Annotated in this window: 18 protein-coding genes and 1 riboswitch; all 18 genes read left to right on the top strand. The window is 53.2% G+C overall.

What is annotated here, in order from left to right; genetic code table 11:
- Nucleotides 1-53 precede the first annotated feature (53 nt).
- Nucleotides 54-947 (top strand): type II secretion system F family protein, encoded by an 894-nt coding sequence (locus tag NTX59_01660; protein ID MCX5784373.1) that lies wholly within the window; start codon nucleotides 54-56, stop codon nucleotides 945-947.
- Nucleotides 948-1,022: 75 nt separating this feature from the next.
- Nucleotides 1,023-2,375: a hypothetical protein gene (locus NTX59_01655; protein ID MCX5784372.1), complete on the top strand. Its 1,353-nt coding sequence runs from the start codon at nucleotides 1,023-1,025 to the stop codon at nucleotides 2,373-2,375.
- A gap of 169 nt (nucleotides 2,376-2,544) precedes the next feature.
- Nucleotides 2,545-3,660 (top strand): hypothetical protein, encoded by a 1,116-nt coding sequence (locus NTX59_01650; protein MCX5784371.1) that lies wholly within the window; start codon nucleotides 2,545-2,547, stop codon nucleotides 3,658-3,660.
- A gap of 283 nt (nucleotides 3,661-3,943) precedes the next feature.
- Complete coding sequence (locus NTX59_01645; GenBank protein ID MCX5784370.1) at nucleotides 3,944-4,243, top strand: hypothetical protein; 300 nt, start codon at nucleotides 3,944-3,946, stop codon at nucleotides 4,241-4,243.
- A 136-nt stretch (nucleotides 4,244-4,379) separates the two neighbouring features.
- A complete protein-coding gene (locus NTX59_01640) occupies nucleotides 4,380-5,150 on the top strand; it encodes a response regulator transcription factor (protein ID MCX5784369.1) in 771 nt (256 codons plus the stop codon).
- Between the two features lie 132 nt (nucleotides 5,151-5,282).
- Nucleotides 5,283-5,660 (top strand): response regulator transcription factor, encoded by a 378-nt coding sequence (locus tag NTX59_01635; GenBank protein ID MCX5784368.1) that lies wholly within the window; start codon nucleotides 5,283-5,285, stop codon nucleotides 5,658-5,660.
- Nucleotides 5,660-7,111 (top strand): hypothetical protein, encoded by a 1,452-nt coding sequence (locus NTX59_01630; protein MCX5784367.1) that lies wholly within the window; start codon nucleotides 5,660-5,662, stop codon nucleotides 7,109-7,111. The genes NTX59_01635 and NTX59_01630 overlap by 1 nt, the downstream gene beginning before the upstream one ends.
- A gap of 260 nt (nucleotides 7,112-7,371) precedes the next feature.
- Entirely contained in the window at nucleotides 7,372-9,255 is a 1,884-nt protein-coding gene (locus tag NTX59_01625; protein ID MCX5784366.1) for an ATP-binding protein, read from the top strand.
- 109 nt (nucleotides 9,256-9,364) lie between these two features.
- A complete protein-coding gene (locus tag NTX59_01620; GenBank protein ID MCX5784365.1) occupies nucleotides 9,365-10,534 on the top strand; it encodes an ATP-binding protein in 1,170 nt (389 codons plus the stop codon).
- A 172-nt stretch (nucleotides 10,535-10,706) separates the two neighbouring features.
- Complete coding sequence (locus tag NTX59_01615; protein MCX5784364.1) at nucleotides 10,707-11,381, top strand: response regulator transcription factor; 675 nt, start codon at nucleotides 10,707-10,709, stop codon at nucleotides 11,379-11,381.
- A gap of 382 nt (nucleotides 11,382-11,763) precedes the next feature.
- On the top strand, nucleotides 11,764-12,018 hold the full coding sequence (locus NTX59_01610; protein ID MCX5784363.1) for a hypothetical protein: 255 nt from the start codon (nucleotides 11,764-11,766) through the stop codon (nucleotides 12,016-12,018).
- Between the two features lie 57 nt (nucleotides 12,019-12,075).
- Nucleotides 12,076-13,266 (top strand): hypothetical protein, encoded by a 1,191-nt coding sequence (locus NTX59_01605; protein ID MCX5784362.1) that lies wholly within the window; start codon nucleotides 12,076-12,078, stop codon nucleotides 13,264-13,266.
- Between the two features lie 185 nt (nucleotides 13,267-13,451).
- Nucleotides 13,452-13,964, top strand: coding sequence for a hypothetical protein (locus NTX59_01600; GenBank protein MCX5784361.1), 513 nt, complete (start codon nucleotides 13,452-13,454; stop codon nucleotides 13,962-13,964).
- Nucleotides 13,965-14,214: 250 nt separating this feature from the next.
- A complete protein-coding gene (locus NTX59_01595; protein MCX5784360.1) occupies nucleotides 14,215-15,465 on the top strand; it encodes a hypothetical protein in 1,251 nt (416 codons plus the stop codon).
- Nucleotides 15,466-15,568: 103 nt separating this feature from the next.
- Nucleotides 15,569-16,690: a S41 family peptidase gene (locus NTX59_01590; protein MCX5784359.1), complete on the top strand. Its 1,122-nt coding sequence runs from the start codon at nucleotides 15,569-15,571 to the stop codon at nucleotides 16,688-16,690.
- Nucleotides 16,691-16,894: 204 nt separating this feature from the next.
- A riboswitch (cyclic di-GMP riboswitch) is annotated at nucleotides 16,895-16,969 on the top strand.
- A gap of 543 nt (nucleotides 16,970-17,512) precedes the next feature.
- Nucleotides 17,513-18,250: a hypothetical protein gene (locus NTX59_01585; GenBank protein ID MCX5784358.1), complete on the top strand. Its 738-nt coding sequence runs from the start codon at nucleotides 17,513-17,515 to the stop codon at nucleotides 18,248-18,250.
- Nucleotides 18,251-18,256: 6 nt separating this feature from the next.
- Entirely contained in the window at nucleotides 18,257-24,931 is a 6,675-nt protein-coding gene (locus NTX59_01580) for a hypothetical protein (protein ID MCX5784357.1), read from the top strand.
- Between the two features lie 5 nt (nucleotides 24,932-24,936).
- The coding region (locus tag NTX59_01575) for a hypothetical protein (GenBank protein MCX5784356.1) at nucleotides 24,937-25,553 on the top strand (617 nt) is incomplete at its 3' end.

The raw sequence follows: 25,553 nt of genomic DNA, 5'->3' as shown, positions 1-25,553 counted from the left end.
CATGGGCGAACGAATACCTCTTGTTTTGAGACGGATAATTACAGGCGCTTGTTATGGATAAAATTACCGGCATTTTTCTCTTTGTGATTTCGGTAAGCGGCTCTTTTGCGGCTTTCGCGGCTGTGCAGCGTTTTTTTTCCCCAAGGGAGGATTCACGCTCGCCGATTTCGGATATCAGCGACATGGCGGGAAAGGAAACTTCGGTTTTCAACAAACTGGAGGGCAGCAAAAATGTTTGGGACAGGCTGGACCTGCTTCTCGCGCGGAGCATGGGCCAGGAAAAAAAACTTGAGGAAACTTACATGCTTTTGGGCAGTCCCAGAAGCACCGATCCGTTAAAAATGCTGCACTTAAAACAGATTTTGGCCGTGCTCCTGCCGGCGTTGCTTTTCGTTCCTACCCAGTCTCCGTTTGTGCTTATTTTTGTGCCTCTCGGTTTTCTTTTGCCCAATGCCGCCTATTATTCAAGAAAAATACGCGCCCGCCAGGAAGATATTATAAGGAACTTTCCCACTTTCGTGGACCTCTCGGCTTTAATGATAGAGTCTGGGCTTGACTACATGACGGCTTTCACCCGCATAGTCAATATAGCTCCGGTTAAAACCGGGCTGGAGCTTGAAATAGAGCGTACCATAAACGAGGTGCAACTGGGATATTCCAGGCGCGACGCTCTGCGGCGCCTCTCGCTGCGCACCGGTCTCCAGGAGGTGCGTTCTTTTGTCGGACTTATCGTTCAATCCGACGAACTGGGAACGAGCCTCGTGGACTTGCTCAGAAATTATTCAACGGATATGCGTTTCCGCCGTCTTAACAGGGCCGAAAAGCTGGCGGCGCAGGCCTCCACCAAAATGCTTATACCGCTTTTTATTTTTATCTTCCCCACGGTATTCATCCTTATGCTCGCGCCCATGATAAGCGATCTGATAACAGGGGGAATGCCGTTCTAACATCGGGGGTTAGCGGATGGCGGATAGGGGTAAAGGGAACGAAGACAGTGAATTTTACATGGCACGGGTAAATTTATGAAGACCATAAACAAATGGGCGCTAAAGTTTTTGGGGCTGGTGCTTTTCGCCTCTGCCCTAACCCCTAACCCCTCTGCCCTGCTTTTTGCACAGGAAAGGCTGAAAGTCAAAAGCGAGGAGTCTCTTTTCCTGAATTTGCAAAAAACCGGCCTTGGCTCGCTCAGCGAGTTTGAGGAAAAAAAGCGGTTTTTGGGCACTGTGCAGCTGGAAAAGGAAAAAATCCAGCTGAAGATGCTGCAAAGTATTTACGAGAGCGCGTTTGACTATTACCGCCAGGGTAATTACGAAGAGGCAACGGAGCTGTCTTCGAAAATACTTTCCATAGACCCTAATTTTTCCGACGCGTCCATGCTTCTTGAAGCCTCCAGCCAGCTGCGCGGCGGCCAGCGCGTGTTCGTGTCCGCAAAACTCCTGATCGAGGACCGCTTCAAAACCGCTCTCTCGCTTTATAACGAGGGGCGCATAGCCGAGGCGTATAAAAAAATGGAAGAGGTGGAAAAACTCTCCCCCAACAACATCAAGGCCAAATACTGGCTGGGCCGTATGAAAGACGACTTAAAGCAGTATTATTTTGAAAAAGGCGCAGCAGCCTATCAGGCAAGGGATCTGAAAGGCGCGCTTGATAATCTCTACAACGCTCTGTTTATAAGGCCCAAAGACGCAGTTACCGTGCAGTGGATAACGCGTATAGAGGACGAATTGCGCCAGGAGCGGGCCAACGAGTCGCTGAAAGCGGCGCTTGAGTCTTACGCCCAGGGCAACCTGAAAGACGCCTGCGAGGGCCTTAAACGGGTGCTGGAGATCCAGCCGGGCGACTCCAAGGCCAACAAACTTCTAAACGAGGTCAAAGGCGAGATAGAGCAGGGCTATATTTCAAGCGGAAAAAAATTATATTCCGGCCGCCGCTACACCGAAGCTATAGCCGAGTGGAGCAGCGCGAGGCCCTACAGTCTGAATATTTCCTATCTTGAAGAACTGATTTCCCGCGCCCGCAAACAGATGCGCCTTGAATCGGATGACAAGCGCCGCCGCGCGGAAGAGACCGCCCGCCGCGTCCAGGAAGAAGAAGCCAAACGCAAGGCGGAGGAAGACGAAAATAAGAAGGCCGAGGAAGAAGCCAAGCGCAAGGGAATTTCCGTGGAGGAGGCGAAGAACAAGCCTCAGGGTATCACCGAGGAAAACCGCCTTGCCGCCCAGAATCATTATCTGGAGGGCCTCAAATACTTCCAGAACGCGAATTACGACAAGGCCCGCGACGAGTGGACCATATCAAAACAGCTTGACCCCTCGAACTCCGACTCAGGCGCCGGGCTAAAACGTATAGAGCAGATTCTGGCCGGCGGACAGTAGTTCAGAGTCAAAGAGTTATGAGTTAAGAGTTGTGGGTTTGGAGTTATTAATTTCCGAGTTCGGAATCTTTAAACTCCCAACTCCTGACTCCTAACTCATAACTCCCAAACCCCTCTATCCTTCAGCAACATTTCCGAAATACTGCTTTGGTATAATTTATCAGACACTTATGCGACTAACGCTTAAATGGTTGCTGTGGTTTATAGGTATTGGCATTTATGTGATGTGCCTCGGGGGGGTTTTTTATTACAACCTCTTTAAGTGGACCTTTGACGAAAAGCTCAAGCAGGATATTTTAGACACCGTTAAAGTTTACGCCCCGACCATCCGAAACGGTCTCTTAAACAGTCCCAAGGTTCCGACCCTGGACGAATACGACATCATGACTTCGCTCGCCAAGGACGAGCGCATTACCTCCATACTATATTTAAGCCGTCAGGGAACGGTGCGCTGGCACAAAGAATCCCGTTTTATCGGTGTGCCGTGGGACGAGTTCCAAAAGACCGTTCCGCCGCCCACCGACGCGATAAAGCAGGCCTACGATTCCAAAATGCCGAAATCCCGCCAGGTGGCGGACGAGCCCTTTTACGAGATAGCCATACCGTTCTCGGTGCGCGGCGACATCATAGGCATAATAGATTTGCTGGTTTCGCGCGCGGGCGCGAAGGTTCTTATCGGTTCCGCCATGCGCAAATATGTTTTCGGCGCTTTGGGCGTGCTGTTCCTGCTGGGGCTCCCGCTCTATTTTTTCATGCACCATTATGTGATTTTACCTATGTCTGTTTTGCGCGATAGCGTGGAGGGTATCTCGCTAAAAAACTTCGATCTGCGTTTCCCGGCCAAAGCGGATGAAATAGGCGACTTATCACTTGCTATCTCGCGCCTTCTGGGCAAAATGAAGACCGAAATGGATTCCATTTCAAACCGGGACAAAAAATACAAGGAGGCTGAGCAAAAGTGGTGGCGCTCGCTTTTAAGCATTATTGTTCCCGGTAATAATTATGTGATAGTGGTGGACGAGAATAACAATATCCTTTACGCCAATTTTGAACTGGTACAGGGCATGGACGCCAAAAATATTCATCTGCTTGACGTGGTGGACAGCCAGCAGCAGAATCTGCTGCGCCTTGTCGGCCAGGCTTATGAAACTCCCGACCAGAGCGTGGAAGGGGAAACTGTTTTTAAAAACCAGAACATGAATCTGAAGGTCCTGCATGTCGGTGAAGCCTCGGGCATAAACCGCACACTGATCCTTTTCTACCCCAAGTCGGGGCTAAGCATGTAAAATAGCGTATAGGGGCGAGCGAATAGTGAACAGGGAAGAAACGGAAACTTTATTTAAAGAACTCCGTCGCTGTTCGCTAACCCCTGTTCGCTATTCCCTTCAGCATTGCTTTTTCCTCAATAATTGCTAAAATTAATTAGTTCCCGCTCTGCTAAACGCAGCGGGAGTTGTGATTGCGCGCCTTAACGCGGATTGCGCGGGTAAAATCATCATCGGGAACCGCTGCAATCGTTTTCCGAAGTCAGTGTGAACAGGTGTTATTTATTTGTTTCTGGAGGGAAAAATGAAACTTGAAATAAGAAATATCAGCGTGAGTTCTCTGGTGATTTCTTCACTGCCGCTGGTGGTGTTCGTGATCGCAATTCTTGGCGGCGCGGTTACTTTCATGATAGTGCCGAACCCCCAGTTTTCCATGATGGGCACCGCGCAGAAACTGCTCGCGGTGGGGCTTTATTCTTTGCTTTACGCGGTGCTGGTTTCAGCCCTGCTTGTTTTTATCGCCTTCGTTTACAACATCCTGACCGGGGTGCTTGGAATGAAGGGCGTGAGCTTTGATCTTGAGGAAGTGCACGATCACGAATAAAAAGGCAAATAGCAAGAAAGCGAATAGCAAATAGCGGGAAAGCAAATAACGAATAGCGAACAGCAGGGTTCTTTCGGTTATCACTATTCGCTATCTTACTATTCGCTGTTCGCTGTCCTATAACTTAGGAGCCAATGTGAAAATAAATATTGTTTTTGCCTCAAAAGACCTGTCAAGGGCCTCGCTTATACTCGAAATGCTTTCACGGCAGGGTTACTGCGTGGTCACCGCCCATCGTTCGAGGGAAGTAATGGGAATGCTGTCCGAAAAAACATTTGATCTGGTAATAGTGGGCCAGAATCTGGCCGATGAGGAAGGCCTCACTTTCCTGCGCAATTTACGCGCGAAGAATAAAAATATCCCGGTTATAGCTATACTCGAATCTCCCGACACCTATCTTGACCATATGCCATCGGGGCTCAACCTTGAAACGCTGGCCCCCCACGGTCCCGCTTCAGGGGCCTCGCGCCCGGCGCCGAAGATCTCCTATAAGCTGGCGTTTTTTCAGCTTGGAGCCGACGAGTGCCTGTCTTACAGCCAGGATCTGCATGAAAGCATGGCCAGGATACGCGCCGTGGTCCGGCGCACCGTCTCAACCCAGCCTGACGAGGTGCTGAAGCTCAATGAAGTCGATCTTAACATGTCAAGCTACACCGTAAAAATTTCGGGCAAGGAAATAACCGTCACCGCCAAAGAGTTCGATCTGCTGTATGTTTTTCTCAGTTCTCCCAACAGGGTGCTTTCAAGGCCCTATCTTATAGAAAGAGTTTGGGGTTATAACTATTTTGGATCACCCCGCACCGTGGATGTGCATGTAAGGCGTCTGCGCTCAAAAATGGGCAAGGCCGCCAGGTACGTGCACACGGTCCCCTGCGTGGGATATAAGCTGGTGCCGAATACAAAATAAGGCTGAAGGCTGAGGATAAATTAGAAGAGGAGGCAAATGGGCAGAGACTGAAGATTTCAGGAAGACTTCCATGTGACTTCCTTTCAACTTCAGCCTTCAGCCTTCAGCCTGAACAAATAGGAGAATGTAATTATGCCTGCAAAGAAAATTTTGATAATAGACGACGACGCGCATCTTCGCGACAGCCTGGCCGAGGTGCTTGATATGGAGGGCTTCACCTGCTTTGAGGCCGGCAACGCAAAAACCGGCATAGATTCCGCCAAAAAAAACACCCCGGATGTGGTTATAATGGACATACAGCTGCCCGATTCAAGCGGCTTTCAGATCTGCCAGGAGCTGCGCAAGATGTCAAAGGAGTTTATTCTCATTATGATGACGGGCAGGTTTTTGTCTACCGAAGAAAAAACCCAGGGTTTCAGCCTTGGGGCGGACGAATACCTTACCAAGCCATTTGACATCGCGGAGCTTTGCATAAGAATACGCCAGCTTCTCACAAGGAAGGGCAAATAATGCGCCGTCTGGCCGTTTGTCTGCTTGCGTTCCTCGCCTTCCATGCGTCAGCCTCCGCCGCTCCGGCGGCAGCCAAGTCTTCAGCTTTCTCCCCCGTGAGTCTTGAGATGTTCTTTGAGGCCATGGACGGCCAGGGCTGGCAGGAGTTTTTCCTCGCCGACACCGTGAGAAAGCGCATTGGCGGCCCGGATATGAAAGTTTACCCGCTGGTCGTCAAAAACGCGGATGGAAAATTTGAAGCGCGAAAAGGGGAGGCGGAGTTGGCTGAGTCCATGCGTCTGGCGGTTTTAGGCCAGTCTTACCCCGGGAAACTTCTCACCTATTTAAACGCCAGAGCCCTGAGTCCATGGGCCGACGGCTGGCGCGACGCCGCGGTTTTCTGCGGGCTTGACCCTGATGAACTCGCGAAAAAGTCCGCCGCAGAGGGGCCGGGCGCGCTTGCGGCGGCCTATGACCGCTCCAAAAAAGCCGGTGTTGAGGCAGCTTCCCTGCTTATAAACGGCAAACTCTATTCGGGGCCTCAGCGTCTTTTGCCGCTGTTAGAGGCCGTAAACGCCGTTTTGCCGGCGGATAAGCGCGCGGAACTGCCTAAGTCATACACCGACAGGCCGAAGCTTCCTCCTCCGCAGCTGCTGGTGGTTTTAAGCTCCGGCACTTTTTCGCAAAAAAACGACGCCCTGCTTGGTGTTTTTGAAAAATATTTCGATGATATTAAGCCGAAGTTCCTTGATTACGCCTCCCCTGAGCGCGTTGAAAAAATACCCGGACTTGATTTCGTGCCTGCCTACGTCATTGAGGCCAGCACCGCCGCCAGAATGCGGCTGGACTCTGAAATTAAGGCCGGTATTTTCCGCGAAGTCGACGGCTGGCTGGTTTATTACGATCGCCAGCGCAAGGGCGTTTATCCGGGCAGGGCTAAGCTTGAAAACACGCTTGAGCTTTTTGTGATGGCCTATTGTCCGTTCGGCACGCAGGCTGAAAACGCTTTGCTTGAGGCCCAGAAAAACGGCGCTTTGCCGTCCGGGTTCAAGCTGGAGATCCATTATATAGGCGACGCGTCCAAAAAAGAAAGCGGTGAATATGAATTCAACAGCCTGCACGGCCAGGCGGAGTGGGAAGAGGATTTGCGTCAGCTTATTATAGCGAGGGACTTCCCTGAGAAGTTTTACGGGTATCTGCTTGAGCGGAACAAAGATATTAATGCCGCGCCCTGGGAAAACGCGGCCACGAAGGCCGGCATTGACCCGAAAAAGGTTTTGGGCGCTTTTGACGGAGGGAAAAAACTGCTGGCCGACGATTTCGCCCGCTCAACCGCGCTTGCCATAAGCACTTCCCCTTCCTTTGTGTGGGAAGGCCGGGCTTTTATGGTGGGAATCAACGAGCTTAACAAAATTCCCGGCTTTGAAAAGGTTGCGCTGCCCGGCACAGGCGGGGCCGGCTGCAATAAGTAAGGGCAGGGAATAGGGGTTAGCGAATAGCGGATAGGGTCGGAGTTCCTTAATATCAGATTCATTTTCCTTACCCTATTCGCTAACCCCTATACGCTATTCTCTGCTTTTGAAATATTTCCGTAACAATCTTTTGGAATAATATGTTTGGAGAAGCGGATAGCGTACTAGGGAAGAGCGGATAGCGGCGGAGTTTTTTAAAACATGGTCCCTTTTCCTCCCCTATTCGCTAACCCCTATTCGCTATTCGCTGTGTTTTTAATATGACCGACGTGCCAAAAAAGAAAGGCCGGCTTTTTTACAAGTTCCTTTTTATTTTTCTTATCGTTTCACTGGTGCCGCTTTCCATAGTAGGCTACTATCTTATAAATTTGAGCCAGCAAACCCTTAACAAAGCTATCTCGCGCGACCAGGAGGCTCTGGCGGTGGGATTCGCCGACACGGTTTCAAGCTATATCATAAATTTCCGCAACGTGCTTTTTGACGCCGCGCACATGGAGGATTTCTCCTCCATGAACACAGGCCGCCAGCAGGCGCTGGTCAATCACATCATGCAGCTGCACGCGGTGTTCCTTGAAATTTCCGTCATAGACGCCTCCGGCCAGGAAACGGTGCGCATCGGACGTTTCGTGCACGATACCCAGCTGCGCGATTTTTCAAACGACGCGGTGTTCGCGAAGGTGATGAAAACCGGGGAATTCATCGGCGGGCTTGAAAAGTATATGGGCTCCTACCCCGCCATAACCATGGGTATCCCGATAGTAAACCCCGTTACCAATCAGGGGGTGGGCGTACTGGTGGCCAAAATGACGCTTACCGGGCTTTCAAGCATTCTGAAAACCAGTTTCCCGGAAACCACCCACACGCAGGCGGCTATAATCGATTCCAACGGATTTTTGATCGCCCATTCCAACTCCAAAGAAATTTACAAGCCCGACGCCAAGCTCCCCGACGATATTTTAAAGATCCTCCTGCAAAATGACGCCAAAACAGGCGGCGGAGAGATAATACTTGAATCCACCGGCGAGCGGGTGCTGGGGGCTTTCGCCGAAGTCACGGACCTCGGCTGGGTGATCTACATACAGCGCTCGGTCACCGTCGCCTACCAGGCTTCGGACGATATGCTGAAGCGCACCTGGCGCATGATGGCGGTGGTTACGGTGTTCGTGCTTTTCCTGGGATATGCGGTGTCGCTGATCATTACCCAGCCCATACAGTCGCTCCGGGCCGCGGCCATAAAACTGGGCGAGGGGGATTTTGACTACCTGCCTGACCTTTCAATGCCGAACGACGAAATAGGGGAGCTCGCGCACACTTTTATGCAGATGAGCGAATCATTGAAAGTCAAGACCGCCGAAATAATGACGGCCCAGGAAGAGCTTCATCGCCTGAACCGCAGCCTTGAAAACCGGGTGGAGGCGCGCACAAGAGAATTGAAGTCGGCCCAGGACGAGCTGATCAAGAAAGAGCGGCTCGCTGCTATAGGCCAGATGGCCTCCGTTGTGGGCCATGAGATACGAAATCCGCTTGCCGTGATAAACAACTCCACTTACTTCATAAAGACCAAGATCAGCGCCATGCAGAACATGGAGCCCAAGATAATCAAACACATCTCCATCATAGAGTCGGAAATCAGGCAGGCGAACGGTATCATAGACGAAATCCTGGGTTTTGCCCGCACCAAAGAGCTTAATCCGAAGCTTACCCATCTCAATTCCTATATTGACGACCTGCTCATGTCTTTCCCGGTTCCGGCGCACATACAGGTCGAAAAAACGCTCGCGCCCGAGAATCCGACGGTCAATATCGACACCGACGAAATGACGCAAGCCCTGCGCAATCTCATCAAGAACGGCATAGAAGTAATGCCGGAGCGGGGCAAGGTGTTCGTGCGCACCGAAATTGCCGCCCCCGACATGGTAAGAATTGACGTTGAAGACACAGGCCCCGGCATTCCCAAAGAGACCCTTGAAAAAATATTCGCGCCGTTCTTTACCACCAAGGCCCGCGGCACGGGCCTGGGTCTTGCCGTTGTGAAAAAAATCGCCGACCGCCACAAAGGGCGCGTGGAAGTCTCAAGCGTGGTGGGCAAAGGCACCTGCTTCAAAATTTTCATCCCTCTTGCCAATTCCCCCGTAAATAAGTAACAATATAATTACAGTAGCGAATAGCGGATAGGGAATAGCGGACAGCGAGTATAAAGTCCCCGCTCTTTCCCTATTCTCTAACCCCTATCCGCTATTCGCTGTCTTTTATATGGAAAGCAAAATTTTAATTGTTGACGACGACGCCCACCTGCGGGAGACCCTGCGCGATCTTCTTGAAATGGAGGGCTACAAGGTTTTTGAGGCCGCCAGCGGCGCCGACGCCATGAAAATGGTGGTGTCCGATTTTTTTCATGTCATACTGATGGATTTCAACCTCACCGACAAAACCGGCATAGAAGTGATAAAAGACATCCGCAAATTAAATACCGACAGCCAGATACTGATGATGACCGCCCACGCCTCGCTTGATACGGCGGTGCGCGCCATACAGGAATCCGTTTACGACTTCCTTATAAAGCCGGTGGATTTCAATTACCTGCGCCGCGCCATAAAAAAGGCCGAGGAAAAGCTTTACCTTGAGCAGGAAAACAAGCGCCTTATGGACTCGCTCAAGAATAATAACTGCGAGCTTGACCGCTTAAATAACATGAAATCCAAATTCATGTCCATGGCCTCGCATGACCTGTCAAATTCTCTGATGACCCTGCAAATAAGCTTTGAGATGCTGGCTTCCACCATCAAACCCAATGAAGACCAGAAAAAGAAAATGGACTTTATCAACACCAGCATAGTGCAGATCTCCCGCCTGATAGGGGACCTGGTGGATTGGGCCTCCATAGAACAGGGCAAATTCAGGCTGGAAAAGAATTATTTTGAAATGGATAAAATGGTGGATGAGATCGTGGTCGGTCCGAAGGCGCGGGCCTCGCAGAAAAACATAGAGGTGGGAACCCAGCTTGCCGCTAAGGGGCTTCGGATGGTCTGCGCCGATAAGCGCCGCATAACGCAGGTGCTTTTAAACCTGCTTGAAAACGCGGTCCGCCACACACAGCGCGGCGGCAAAATAACGGTGCACGTCGATCCTCTTGAGGACGCCGTTTGCGTTTCAGTAGAAGACACCGGCGAGGGAATAGATCCCGTGGAACTGCCGAAACTTTTTCAGAGTTTTTACCAGCCGGCGGGCGGCAAGTCGCCGCACGGCCGCCTGGGACTTGGTCTTTCCATCGCGAGAGAAATAGTGCACACCCACGACGGAAAGATCTGGGTGGAAAGCGGAGGCGTGGGTAAGGGCTCGGCTTTCAAATTCACCATACCTTTCGCCAAGGAGCCCCCCCCGGCAATTCCAAAAGAGGAGGAGGGGGTAGAGAAAAACCAGTAAGTCGTTCAGGTGGATAGGCTGATAAATAGCCATATGCCGTAGGCTTTAAGCCATAGGCGGATACAAAATAAGCCCTTAAGGGTTCCCTTACAGCTTACGGCTTATGGCATACGGCTTAAAGCAATTGCTCAGCCTTCAGCCTTCAGCCTAAACAACCTAAAGGAGACTAGTTATGCCAACTGCAAAAAAAATAGTAACCGTGCTCATAGCCGACGACCAGACCCTTTTCAGGGAAGGAATCAAAGATTTGCTTGAAGATCAAAAAGGGATTTCAGTAGTGGGGGAAGCCACAACCGGGCCCGAAGTGGTGGCTCTCGCAAAAAAACTCAAGCCCGATGTGATTTTAATGGATATCAAGCTGCCGCAAATGGACGGCATGGCCGCCACCCGCATTATCCACAAGGAATGCCCGAATACGAATGTGCTTATCCTGTCCAGTTATGAAGACGAAGCCCACATCACCGAGGCCATACAGGCGGGCGCCAACGGCTATCTCTCAAAGATGCTGCCGGCTTCCGAGCTGGTTCACGCTTTGACCACTTTCAACAGCGAAGGCGTTATGATCCCCCAGCCCATAATGGGCAAGCTTATCGCGGGACTCCGGCAGATGGGCACTCCAGGCTACGAGGGCGCGCCAGATTCTCTTACCGCCACCGAAATAAAGGTGATGGCTCTGCTCGGCAAAGGCCAGTCAAACAAGGAAATAGCGCAGCAGCTCGGTTGCAGCGTGAAGACAATAAAAAACCACTTAAACAGCGTCTTCCAGAAGCTGGGCGTCAATAACAGGACAGAAGCCGTGGTAAAGGCCATTGAAAAGGGACTTATCTCGGCGGAGGACGGCCGCTAAAACAGCGGGGCAAGAAAGGGTAGAGGGGTTAGGGTAGAGGGTGAAGAAATAAGGAACGACTTCCCCCAAACCCGGTCACCTCATCTTTTAAGAGGCGGTTAGTTCCTGCAGCTAGGAACTAACCGCCTTCTTATTGCGCGTGGACATCAACAATAACGTAACATTAAAGTCCTATAATTTTAGTGCAAAGTAGATGGTGCGAAGCGATAGTAAATAGCGCATAGAGCGAAGCACATAGTTTGTTTCGGGAACTCCAAACGCTATTCGCTATTCACTAATCGCTATTCGCTGTTCTATTAAGCCTTGAAAAACACGCCTTTTGGTGCTATAACATAGGAGAGGGCGAATAGCAAAATTAGGGGAAGAATTGATAATGTTAACTATGTCTTCAGCTAAATTCATGGAGTTTTTCCGGCATATGCGCCGGAGGGCGGAGGTTTTTATATATTCTCTGCCCTATCCCCTGGCCCCTATCCCCTATACGCTGCGGCGCGGCCAGACCGTGATAGAATATATGCTCATGCTGGCCGTTGTGGCGGCGATGGCCATGATGATGGGGATTTTGTTCCATAAGAAAATACTTGGCGGGATATTTACCATGGTAGGCTTGATAATCGGCGCCGGGACGCCGAAGTGAAAACAGGCCATAGGCTTTATGCCATAAGCCATAGGCGGATAAGGTTCTGAGATGCATATGAAATTGCCTGAAACCATAAAAAGCTTAAAGCGTGCGGCCTACGGCTTATGGCGTTCTTGTGGCCTATGGCACCGCGCCTCCGCGCGGCGGGGGCAGATCTTAATCCCTTCCCTGCTTGTCATCCCTTCCCTGCTTCTGTTCGTTTATCTGATTTTTGAAACCACCAAAATTTCTCGGGAAAAGATCCGCCAGCAGTTCGCTGTGGATTCCGCCGCTTTCATACAGATGGGTGACTATACGAATCTGTTGAACCGTTCCGCTTATGTAAACGGCGCTTTCCCTTACCGCATCTTCAAAGAGGCCTACGAGTGCCCGCCAAGCGACTATTTGCAGAAAACCGACGGGTCGGGCCAGGTTTGCCCATACGACATGCTTTATGCGGCCGGCGCTTTCCCGAAGTATATAAATGACATCGAGGGGCAGCCCGCACAAGCCCTGGACAGCATGAAAAAATGGCAAATTGAATTCGACGACACCCATCGCTCCGGCATAAATAACAACCCGCCCTCAGTGGCGAGCCTGTTTACCCTTATCACGAAAGAGCAGGGCACAAAGATCTATATTTTCTGGGACCCGGCTTCCGGCGTTTACAGGTTTTACGCCCAGGTTTACACCCTGCTCGGCCAAGTGGAAGAATCCCAGATGACGGTGTTTGAACGGCTGACCGAGAACTTTAATTTTTTCCGTAAATCGTTTTACCTGAACGCAAACACCAAAGAATGCACGGATAGCCCCCAGTCTTGCGGCGATGAGGGCATAGCCAGCCCCGGCGGCTACAGGGCCAATAAACTCACAAGGCCCCATAGCATGGCCATGTACTACATAGACAAGATAGATTTTTACGCCAAAGTGCCTCAAAGCGGTCTGCCGCCGTATTATATAGGACACACCGATCCTCCGATGAATATGCCCGCCCCCGGTCTTTTCCAGCTGGCCGCCGTTACCGCTTCGGCGCTTAAAACGATAGGGGATGGTTATCAGGTTTACCAGGGCTGGACCGCGCCCTCAAATTATTTCAATGTGGATTTTAATCAGGATCCCAATGTCCTGGCCTCATGCAGGGGTAATGGAGTAAACCGTCCCTGTGTGCATGCCAGGATAGCCAGCCAGTGCCCCGCTCTTTCAAACGGAAACAACTGCGTTTGGCCCAATCCAACGCCGAAGTATCAAACACGGCTTTATCCTTGATAAAGCCGGAGGGAATAGCGTATAGGGGCTAGGGTAGAGAGAAGAATATGATGGGATTTAGCAGAGTGATCAAAAGTATTAAAAGGCGGTTTGTCGCCGCTTTGTCCGATTCTTTTCCTCGTTTTCGCTCTACCCTAGCCCCTAGCCCCTATACCCTCTGCCCTCGCCGCAGGCGAGGGCAGGCTATGACCGAAGTTGTGCTGCTTTTTCCGATTTTCATGATAATTGTTTTTATCACCGCCAAAATTTTCGCGCTTCTGGTGCTGGTGCAAAAAATGGAGATCGGCTCATATTACGCGGCCAGGCGCTGGCAGCTTGAATCGCACCTGAACGCGGATTATGCCGCCTGGGACAATGGCACGCTCAAGCCGGATATAGAAAAAAAAGTTAAAACCTACATGGGCTTTGATGATACGAAAAGAGGCGGTGCGTATCAGTTTTTGAACCTGCGGTCGCTTAATCTGGATGTTGTACGCACACAGGTATGGAATGTGGTAACGCTCACGGTGGAAACCAACCCCGCCAGAGTAAAGCTTTTATGCCTGTATCAGAAACAGGCCGTATGCGCCTATCCTTACGGCCAGGCTTGTAATGACGGCTATGATTACATCTGTACCGGCGGCAAAAAACTTGAAGTGATAAAATATGTGCCTAACCGCGACAGGCCCATACAATTCGTTCTGCCCGGATTGAAATAGGTTGATAGAGGAGAGGGGCTAGAGGATAGAGGATTAGGGAAGGAGTTCCTTATTTCTGCGCCTAAACCCTAAAACCCTAACCCCCAGCCCCTATTCTCTATCCCCTGCTCCTACCCCTTGAAAAGTACGGGTTTGTCTGCTATAACATACTATAAGATTTTCAAATGATGGGCCTTGGAGATAGTAGAAAATATTAGTCTCCAGACCCAGGTTTTTCTTTTTGAGAGTTTAGAATTCAATTGGAGGATTTATGGCTTCCGAAGATGAAGACAAAGACGAAAAACGCGGTTTTTTTTCTATTTTTGGCGGTTCGTCCGCCGGGAATAAAAGTTTTTGGTGGCTGCCTTTCGCTTTTATTTTTCTATTTCTCGCGGTTGGAGGTTTTTACGCCTGGAACACTATGAAAGGCGCGGCGCATAAACTTGTGGGCGGCGATACCTATAATTCGCTTTCCGCCAACAGCGTAAGCTACGGCGGCCTTTCTTCCTCGGAGAAGGAAGACAATTTCTTCGCCTCCGACGAAGAGATGTCCGCACAGTCCGGCAAAAAGGCTGAAAAGGCCGGCCTTGAGACTGTTTTGGCCCGGGCAGGAGCCGCCGGTGGCGGCGGGCGCCGGGGGGGGGCCGCGGGCGACGGGAATTCGGCAGTCCGGTCAGGCGGCGCGGCTGTGTACAACTGGGGGGGAGGTCAGTCCAACGCTTTGCAGTCAAAGCTGCAGGCCAGAGGATCGGCTCTGGCAGGGATGAAAGGCGGCCAAACCTCACAATCCACCGCCTTTAACGATGAAAGCGATGCGGAAAAGCCGTCCGTCGTTCCCATAGCCTCAACCGGGAAAACACTTAACGGCCAGTCCCCCAAAAAAGGCCCCGGCACCTCCGTCCTGGAATCGCTTAAAAGCGCTTTCAAAAGTTCCCTTTATGGAGCCCGGCTTGCTTCGCAGGATGCGGCCAGTGCCTGGATAGCCAAAAGTTTTACCGCCGCCCCGGAGGAGGAGATGGCTCTGCAATATGATGATAAAATGCGCTCAAAACTTGACAAGGTCAATCCGGAGTCAATTCCCAAGTTCCTGCGCGACCAGGACATAAACGCCACCGAGGCCAAAACCCTCGGCGTTTCCGATGTGCATAAGCCCGATCTGGACAAGGAGGCCACCAAAGACTCGCTCAAGGAAGACAAGGATTACCAGGCCAAAAAAGCGGCCAAGGATATGTCGAACGGCATGCTTAATCCGATGTTCGGCGGATTCGGCGGGACAAGCCAGATCGGGAGCGACACCGGCACTGGCACGGATAATCTCAATGTCATGTCCGACCCGAATGCTACACAGGATCTGTCGTGGACAGTGGATGAATACGGCAATACTATCGTGCCGCAATCCGACGGAACGAAACAGATTTATGATGGTCAGAGTGGCATGATACTCGGTTGTGAGGACCCCAAAGCCCAAATGTGTACACCGGCGGGGATGGGTTCCTGTCCAGGCGATTTGGCCATCAGCTAAGGAAAATTCAGAAACTGATCCGGACGCCGTCTCGGCGCCGTATATTGTTGTTTTATTCTAACTGCTAATTTCCTAAAATATAAGCCTGATCCCCGGAGGCAAGATGCGCAAGATTTTTTTTATTTTTCCGCTTTTATTCCTTTTAAGCTGCAGCAGCCATAAATTAAATCCTGACGAAATAGTGAACATATTCAAAAGGCACAGCTACGCCGAAACGGACTTTGCGGCGCTGCAGCGCTCTCTGGCCGGGGAGGGCATGTCGGCGCTGGCGGAAATAGATCCCCGTGCGGCTATAATAGATCCCAAAAAAAGGCCTGAGCGCGATTATCCGGCCCCTGTAAATACAGGCTGCGGGCTTTTGGTTTTCAGGACGGGTGGTAAAATTTTGGCGGCCAAGGTTTTTGAGGGCTCAAGCGCTTTTTTGGCGGGGATAAGGGAAGGTGACGCCTTGCTCGCGCTTGACGGGAAAGAAGTTCCCTCCCTTTCCGACGCGCAGGTAAACAGACTGCTTTTCGGCTCCTCCGGCGGCGGCTTCTCGGTCCGGTTTGAAAAAAAGGGCGGGGGTGCTTCCGAGGTTAAACTCACGCGTGATTTCGGGCTTTACCCCAATGTATGGGGCTTTGTGCCGCCCGGTTCCAATACCGGCTATGTCAGAATAATGACATTTTCAATGAAAGCCTCCGCTTTCCTGAAAAAACAGCTCGCCTCTTTAGAGCAATCGGGCGTAAAAGAGCTGACGCTTGACGTGCGGCATAATTCTGGCGGTTCGCTTGAGGAGCTTGCGGGCGCGCTGGGTCTTTTTTCCGACGGAAAAAAGCTCCTGTTCAAAGCCGTGTCCCGCCATCCCGGCTACACCAGGGATTTCGCCCCGCGCGCAGCCGGAGCCTACTCCGGCATGAAAATGCATGTTCTGGCCGATTCGCATACGCTTTCAAGGGCCGAGATCTTTGCCGCGTCCCTGAAAGAAATGACGGGCGCTTTAATAATCGGCTCCGCGACCGCGGGAGATGTTTCCATAACGAAAACTTTCCGCCTCTCGGACGGCCGCGGCCTTAAGCTTACCGTGGCAAGAATGTTCCCTCCTTCGGGCCTTGAGCTTGAAGGCAGCGGCCTTGTCCCCGACATCGCGGCCCCCGAATACGGCGAGTCCGAAGGTCTCGGTTTTGACCTGCCCGCCGCCTGCCTGAACTCAGACCCCGCCTTCATGAAAGCTGTTGAAAAATAGCGACACCCCCCGATTAATTGACTTGTCAAGGGGGGGTGGGTCTTGACAAATAAATTTTATCTGCTACACTATAACTGTAGTGCGGGTGTAATGTCCCGTTAGAGGCGCGTGTTCTGCGGTTGGCAAGGCAGTTCGGGAGCGTCGGTGCGGGTGTGCGGGTTGTTGGAGGCGTGACGGTGTCCGGTGCGCCTCTAACGGGACAAGTCGCGATAATAGCAAATCCGCCTTAAGGCGGAGGCGCAAAGCCAAGGGGCCTTTAAAGGCAGCCCGGTTACCGAAGACAAATAAAGGCAGGGAATAGCGAATAGCGAATAGGGGATAGGGAATGAAGGCTTTTGTTCCGTATATGCCCAGCGCTAGTCGTTAATTTTAGGCCGTTTCGGCTGTCTTCGGGATTAGTATATCCCAGTGAGAAGCAGCGAAACGGTTTTTTTATTGGCCGGCTATGCGGCTGTTTAAGCCGCGCCGTAAGCCATATGCCGGAGGCTGTAAGTTATAAGGGAACTCCTGAAAAAGCATATAGCGTACAGCTTAAAGCCTATGGCACGGTGTTGTTTTGGGGGTATTATGAAAGCGGGTTCTGAACAGTCGCGCGCGAAGAAAGAAAATAATCTTCCTGTAACCTTTATGAAATATTATAATACTTTAATATATACGCTTTGCCGCGCCAGCTTTTGTCGTGTTGAAAATGGAATCAGGCAAGCCCCGCCCTTTTGGTTTAGCAGGTTGGGTCTTAGATTGATGTCCTGTGCCCGGTTTGCTTGTTGCACAGCCAAAAGAGCGGGGCAAGGCTTGGCTGTTTTTGTGTCTTTTGCGCCGCTTATGAAAATAACCCAGCTGGTTTTTGCCTGGTTTTTGGTTTTCCCCGCATTGCTTTCCGCGCAGAACACGGCGCCCGATCCCGCCGCCGGCCCCGCCTTGTCCGCCGGCGCGGCCGCCGTTCCCGACCAGGCGCTGGACGACGCCGCGGCCAAGACCGAAATAAACGCCCTTTCCGGCAAAGACGCCTCAAGGCGCATAGAGGCCGCCCATAAACTGGGCGCCTCAAAGCGCGCCGACGCGCGCAAGGCGCTCGTAAAACAGCTCAAGCGCGAAAAAATCCCAGCGATCAAGCGCGCCGTCATAGAGGCGATGGCCGGAGACTCCGCGGCCGCCGGCGACGCCGCCGTGATAGCGGCCGCCAAAACCGGCGCCGACAGGGAAGTGCGGGCCTCCGCTGCCTGGACGCTCGGCTTTTCCAAAGACCCCTCCGCCTACAAAGCCCTTATTGCCATAATGCTGGACGCCAAAGAGGCTGAGCCGCTGCGCGTGAGGGCTGCCAGTTCCCTGTCCAATTTTCAGAACGCCGAGGTATTTAACGCCTATGTCACGGCGTTTTCCGACGCCTCCGCCGAGGTGCGAAAAACCGCGGCCATGATGGCGGCTTCCGTTTTTAGCGGCGAAAAGGAAAAACTCCGTCCGCATTTCGTGAAACTCTCCTCAGATACGGACTTAAAGACCGCGGCTTACGCGGCCGCTGCGCTGGCCGAGTGGGACAAAAAGGAGCAGGGGCTTAAATAAAGCGTTATGACGCTTAACACTACCAGGAAGGCAATTAATAAGTTCGCGGCTTGCGCCGCGGCTTTCTCGCTTTTCCTGGGCCTGCGCCTGCCGCTCAGCGCGGACAACTACACCCTTCGGGGCTACATGGACTTTAACGGCAGTGCGCAGTCCGGCTGCGGCGTTATTGCCAACTGCTCGCTCGGTAAGACAGGCGACTATCAGGCTTTTTTATTCCAGGCCCCCGCCGGAGGGAACCTTTCCAACCTGCACCTGAACATGAACTATGGCGCCAACTATAAAGTTGACGTAGCCCTTTACAATGCCGTCGACCTCAGCAACCCCCTGAACAATGTCTGCGTAACCACCGACACCAACAACACTGTCAACGCGGCGCATTGGTGGTCGTTCACCATGAGCAACAAGCCTGTTATAAAGGGGGCACAGTACTGGGCGGTTATCTGGTGGTCCGGCGGAACCTCCGACCCCTCTAACTTCCCATACACAATACCTCTGTCAACGACCGTGGGGGACTTTAACCGCGGCATTGTAGATTCCACCTTCAGGGTAAAAGTCCGGGATGGGGACGGCACCCCGTCCGGCTGGCAGGTCTCCGGTAATCACATGATTTACGCCCTGGAATACTCCACCGCCGGTATTTACGGCAATTCCTACGCAAACTGGCCCGGCGTTAGCGCCTCTTCCGGAATACACGCCAACAGTACCGCGGGTACCGGCGACGATGTTATACAGGCCGAATATTACCATAACCTTACGGGCGCCGATATAGCGGTTACAAGGCTTGAAGCCAATATGACGAAAGAGGGCAGCCCTGCCGGGAATGTCCTGTTTGAAATTTGGGAAGACACCGGTACTTCCTCTGCCAAGCTGATAAGTTCTGGGGTTTTAGTTGCCCCGGCGGATATCCCTACGGCCGATGCCTATGGCTGGTACGGCAGCAACATACCGGCGGTGAATTTAAAAAACGGCAAATACTACGCTTTTATTTTCAAACCTTCGGCTGACACGGGCACCGGTACGGCCAACTATTACTACATAAAGACTTTCGACACCGGGGCCCCGGACGGCAGCGATTCTATAGACCGCAGCACCGTCACCTATCTTAGCGGGGACGGCTACGGGCGCTATTCCCTAAACGGCGGCGTTACCTGGACCACCATGGCCAATGACGGCGATCTGACCATCCGTTTCTTTCAGGATACCACGCCCCCGGAGCACGACGTAACCCAGCCGGTAAGCGGGACCTGGCGCAAATCCCTGCCTTTTATCTCCGGCACGGCCACTGACCGCAATCAGCCGGGCAGCCAGTTCCAGCTGAGCGCTTCGAGCGGCGTCTGGGTGTTCGTGAATAACGACACGGACAACCGCTACTGGAAAGGCACCGGTACGAACCTTACAACCGACTGGGGCGACAGCACCGGCATATCCCAGTACAACTATAACCTCTGGGTGGCCACTCCCGCCTATCCGGTTACCGCCACCCCTGCCGCCTGGAACGTGAAAAACCCCAATTGGCAGACCAACAGGCTGTATCACATCTGGTCCCGTTCCATGGACGCTTCCTTTAATTACTCGGTAAACTGGACCACCGCCACTGTCTACTTTGATACCGATACCCCCAAATCCACAACCACCTTCCCCGTTAACGGCTCGTATATCAGCGCCATTCCATCGGTAGCCGGAACTGCCCTGGACAACACGCACGGCAGAATAGACGTGGTAAAATGGATAATCTGGCGCAAGAGCGACAGCCAATGGTGGAACGGCGCCTGGCAGTCCTCGGCCTTCCCACCGGCGCTGACCGGCTGGAACGGTTCCGACGTCAGCTATAATTCGGGACCCAACGACGCTTCCTGGCAGAATAGCACCAATATGCCCATTGCGGCCAATTTATCCGCCACGGACACCTATTACATAGCCGTGCGCAGCCAGGACTCGGTCGTGGACGCGACGGGCGCCCCGGACCCGAACTATGAAGTGGGCTGGAGCACCCAAACTTTCTACTGGGACAATGATCCCCCGACCTCGGTCATAACCTATCCAACTGATGGCGGCGTGGCGGGTATCAGCCCGGTATTCTGGGGCACATACTACGACCAGCGTTCCGGCATAAGTCCCACGCTCGGCGGCACGGTTAAGGTAAAGCTTTATGATAAGACCGGCAAAACTTATTATTATTCAAACACCTGGAATTCAGCGGTTCCCACCAATGACCAGTTGCCGGCCGCCAGTATCTGGGCCTCTTCCTGGACCTACACGAGTCCCGCGCTGACCAGCGCCCACAGCTACCTTATAGTTTCTATCAGCCGTGACAGCGCTTCGCCGGCCAATGAACAGACAGCTTTTGTCGTGGGGACCGCGTCCAACAGTTTTATCTGCGACAACCAGGCGCCTTCCAGCTATATAGACACTCCTTCCAGCGCCTTCATGGACCAGCTGCCGACCATATCCGGTACGGCCCAGGACACTCCGCAGCCCTCGCAGGTGAAGCAGGTTGAAATAGAGATCTATAACATTACCGACGGCAAGGCGTGGAGCGGCGCGGCATGGCTTAATTCAGCGGGTGATTTCAGCACGTATACTTATGTGAGCGGCGGCTATCCCGCCTGGAGTTATACGCCCGCGGGAATAGGCTGGCTGGAGAGCAAGAATTACAGGATACGAGCGCGCGCCCGCGACAATGCTAATAACCTTGAAGCGTATAATGAAAGGACCTTTAAATATGACGTCTCGGTGCCCACTTCCGCCGTGCTGAACGTCTGGCAGGACGGGGTGCAGACCAGCACTTCCGGGGTTTATTTTCACAATATAACGAAGATAGACGGAACGGCGGCCGATCTGCCCGCCGGGGCTTTTGGCGGTCTTGCCGGAGTTGACGTTTATATTGAAAAGACGGACGCGCCCTATGCCAACTATTTCTGGGACGCCGCTAACGGCATATGGCGCAATGACCTTGGCCCTGTCAAAAACAGCGCGACGCTTACCACCGGCTGGGAATTAAACACTTCGGCCATAGACTGGGCCACGGGCGGCGGGCTCTGGTCCGACGGCGGGACTTTTATTATCAAGTCGGAGGCGAGGGACGCGGCCATGCCCGGCAATGTGACGGGCTTACCGGGCAACAGGGAAAAAGCGGAGGTCTTTGTCAACCTGAGTACCGCCACCATAATATTCGACCCGAAGCGGCCGGCCAGCGGGATAACCAGTATGCCCGCCAATAACGGGTTCGCCAATACCCTGACCGTGCTCAGCGGCACTGCGAGCGATTGGGACACCGTAAGTTATATTACCAGGATATCGAGCGTAACGCTTCAAATTTACGATACACTCAATAATAAAACTTTAAATAAGAACACGCTGAACTGGGACACGGGCGAGCTTTTTGACGCCAACCACCTGGTCGCCCCCGCTTTCGTGGGCTACTCTTCCGGTACCTGGAGTTATAATATCGGAAACACCCACTGGACGAACGGCTGGTCTTACAGGGTTATCCCGAAAGCTTACGACGCGGGGAATTATTATGAGGTGGGTCTTGACACAAGGGTGTTCACTTACGATACCACTCCGCCCGACAGCACCATAGGCGCCCCGGCTGACGGCTATTACACCAATAACTGGAACAATCTGACCACTATTACCGGCACGGGCACCGATAGTTCGCCGGGTGTGTTGTCTACTGTCAAGCTTGTCCTGGCCAGGACCCTGGCGGCCGGGACTACCGACTATTGGGCCGGTAACACCTGGACCACGACCGGCGGCTATGACGTCCCGCCTGATACCGGCACGTGGAGGGACGCTACCGCCGCGGACGGCAGCTATAATTCCGGCAGCGAAGCGTTCGTCTGCGATAAAACCCAGACCGTAGATAAGTGTAAACTGCCTCCTTCCGCAAGCGACTGGACGCCTAATCTCGTATATCACATCTATACCCAGGCACAGGACCAGGCCGGTAACTACGATTACAGCAGAGACACCCATACTATCGTGTATGACCTGCTGCAGCCCACCGCTACCGTAACCTATCCGCAAGCCGGTCAATACATCAAATCCGGCGGAATGGTGGAGGGTACGTCCGCCGATATGCTGCCCGGCGGAGTCAGCAAGGTTTATGTGAGGGTGAAGAGGTCGGATGGCCAATACTGGAACAGAGCGACATCCGGCTGGGTAGGCACGATTGAAACATGGAACGATGTCTCTCTTTATGGCACTTTAAGCCCCAACGGCACCTGGTGGCAATTCGCCTCTTCGCCCTGGACAACCGGCTTTTCCTACGATTTTAACGTGAAGGTACAGGATAAAGCCGGCAACTGGCAGGTGGATTATTCCTCGGCAAACAGTGTCGCCGCCGATTTTGACATTCCCAGCTCAAGCGTGACATACCCGGTCCACAACAGCACCCTGAACGCTACCCCTGCCGTCATTTCCGGCTCGGCCTCCGACCTCGCGTCCGGAACGCTGGACCATGTGCAGGTTTCATATTTCAAGTGCATCACAAACTGTACTACGGGCAATAATTACTGGGACGCGACGGCGGGCAATTGGAATTCCGCCTCTGAACTTTTTTACACCGCCACCACTCTGGACAAAGTTAATAAAACATGGCAGGCGACCGGGGTTTCAACCCCGACCTGGACACCTTCCGGCACCCCCACCAAGTACAGGATCTTCTCTCAAGCCGTGGACCAGGCGGGACTGGCAACCCTCAAACCGGGCTCCTCGGCCGCCAACAGCGCGCTGGTGGATTTCACGCTGAACTACCCGTCGCCGGCGTCGGTTATCCTTACGCCGGACAGTTCCGTGCCGAACTGGACGCCGACCTCCGCCCCCGCTATCAGCGGCACGGCCGTGAACTCTTCCACGGTGGTGGTGCGCATAATAGACAACGGCCCCGACTTCACTTACGCCACGGGCGCCGACAATCTTGTCTATAACGGCGTCTCCTGGGTTTCAGCCTCCGCGAATCCGAACATCTTCCTTGGAGTGGATTCTTTTGACGGGACCAACTGGACTATCGCCCTGCCGTCCGCTAAATGGAACGGTAATCGCAGTTACCATGTGATCTCCAGAAGCAGCATAACCGTGATCGGCGCGGAAACTCCTGGCGCCGGCGTAGATTTTATAATAGACTCAAGCGCTCCGGCTGTGGCTATTGCCATGCCGGACAAAGCCTACCGGACCTCTTTAACCTCGCTTGTCGGCACTGTGTCGGATATCTCCCCCGGAACGCTCGCCGGCACTTACTTCAGGGTGAAGCGCTATGCCCTGAACCAATACTGGAACTGGCAGACCTCAACCTTTACAGCTTACGGCGGCGGCGAACCGTACCCCGCGTACCTGAACCTGACGGCAACGGTCGGAGGCGGCCTCGCCACCTATACCACCGCTTATTTCGCGAACAACGCGGCCTGGGAGCTTAACAATAAATATACCGTGCAACTCTTCTCGGTTGACAAGGCCGGCAACCTTGGTACGGCGGCCCCGGTGGATTTCACTTTTGACACTTCCTCGCCCACCGCGAGGATAGTCATCCCTTATGACGCCAATAAAAGCGGCATACGCTACCTGCCCGCGATTTCAGGCACCGCCGCCGACGCCTCCGACCAGCAGTTGAACCAGAAAGTGCAGATAGCCATAAGAAAGTACGCCACGACCCCGACCTGGTTCAATGGCGCTGATTTTAATACGCTGACCCAAACCGACCCGAACTGGATAGACATAACGACCGGGGGGGGCAGCTTTCTGTCGCCGAACGCCACTTCCTGGATCTACTCCCCGGCCGCGCTGGAAGGGGCGTTCGCTTCCGGTTACAACTACCAGATATTGGTGCGCGCGCAGGATGCGGCCGGAAATATCCAGGATGTATTCACCAATGACGTTTCCTCCATGGTGGTCCTAATAGACAAAAACGCGCCCACTTCAGCTATCGTCCTGCCGCTTAGCGACGCGGACGGGCAGAGCGGCCGCTACCAGGGCGCGTTTATAGGCCAAACAGGCAATTCCACCCAGTTGGGGGGCACAATTACCGAGAATCCCGTCGGCCTGCTTGTTTCCAGCGTTCCGGCGAGCAACAGCGTATCCATACGGCTTTCAGCTCTGGTCGCGGCAAATACTTATTATTGGACCGGCTCCGCCTTTGCCTTTATTTCCTCTGAAGCGGCCTCGGCCTGGCAATACGCCACGGTTGCGGGTTCTTTCCCGACCTGGACCTGGAACTACATGAACAACATCGCCTGGCTGGCTGCGGGCGACAAGGAATACACCCTTGAAGTAAAAGCCATGGACGACGCCCGGCTGTCCGACGACTCAGGCCTTGGGAACGTGGAAACATGGCCCTACACAGCCACGCGCAAGTTCATAGTGGACGACACGGTTCCCACGGTGGGTATAACCACTCCGACAGCCAACGCCCTTACCGCGCTTGATAAGATATACGGCACGGCGGCGGCTGATATATCCGGGCATCAATACACGAAAGTGCGCATTTCCACGGGCACGCTTTCTTTCACAAGATACTGGGCCGGTACCGGAACGGGCTGGGTAACGAACCAGAATACGTGGCTTAACACGGTCCGGCAGGGGAATACCTCCTGGTATTACACGGTCGACCAGCCTATGTTTGACGACGACACGATCTACACCGTGGAAGCCCGCGCCACGGACTGGGCCGGTTCGCGCTCGTAAGCACGGTGGCGGTGCAGATCTCGGACCTTGACCTGGCCGGCGGGCCCTGGTGTTTTAACGGCTCAACATTCACGACAACCTGTCCGAACTGGCTGGCGGCGCAGGGCACGGTTGCGAACTGGACCTACAACAGCGCCTCTTTCCCGTTCACGAACGACCGCCGCTATAAAATGGAAGCTAAAGCCATTGACTACGCGGGGAACTATCTCGTGAATTCGGTGACGATCAAGTATGACATTGAAAAGCCCACTTCCACCATAACCTATCCGCTTTCCGGCATAACTACCGGGTTCAGCCAGCTGACCGGCACGGCCTCCGATGAGCGCGTCGCCGTGCGGAATTATGAGGCGTCACTGGGCACTTACACGATAAAAGTGGCCATAAAGCGCGTTAACGCTCCCGCCGGGTGGTGGAACCAGACCAGCGGTAATTTCGGCGCGTCAAACCCCGTCTGGTACGAAGTTTACAACGCCACCAACACCGGCGGCGGCTACCCGACCAGATTCAGCTATTCGCTGACAGCGGAACTTAAAGCGGTAATGGCCGACCCCTTGAACGAAGGCGCGACGTACTGGTTTGTGCCGTGGGCTTACGACCTGGCGCAGAACCGGGAATTCGGGGC

It is taken from the genome of Elusimicrobiota bacterium, from assembly GCA_026388155.1.
Lineage (GTDB): Bacteria > Elusimicrobiota > Elusimicrobia > Elusimicrobiales > UBA9959 > UBA9634.
Note: the sequence above shows the minus strand (reverse complement) of the source record. Positions and strands in the feature narration are given on the sequence as shown.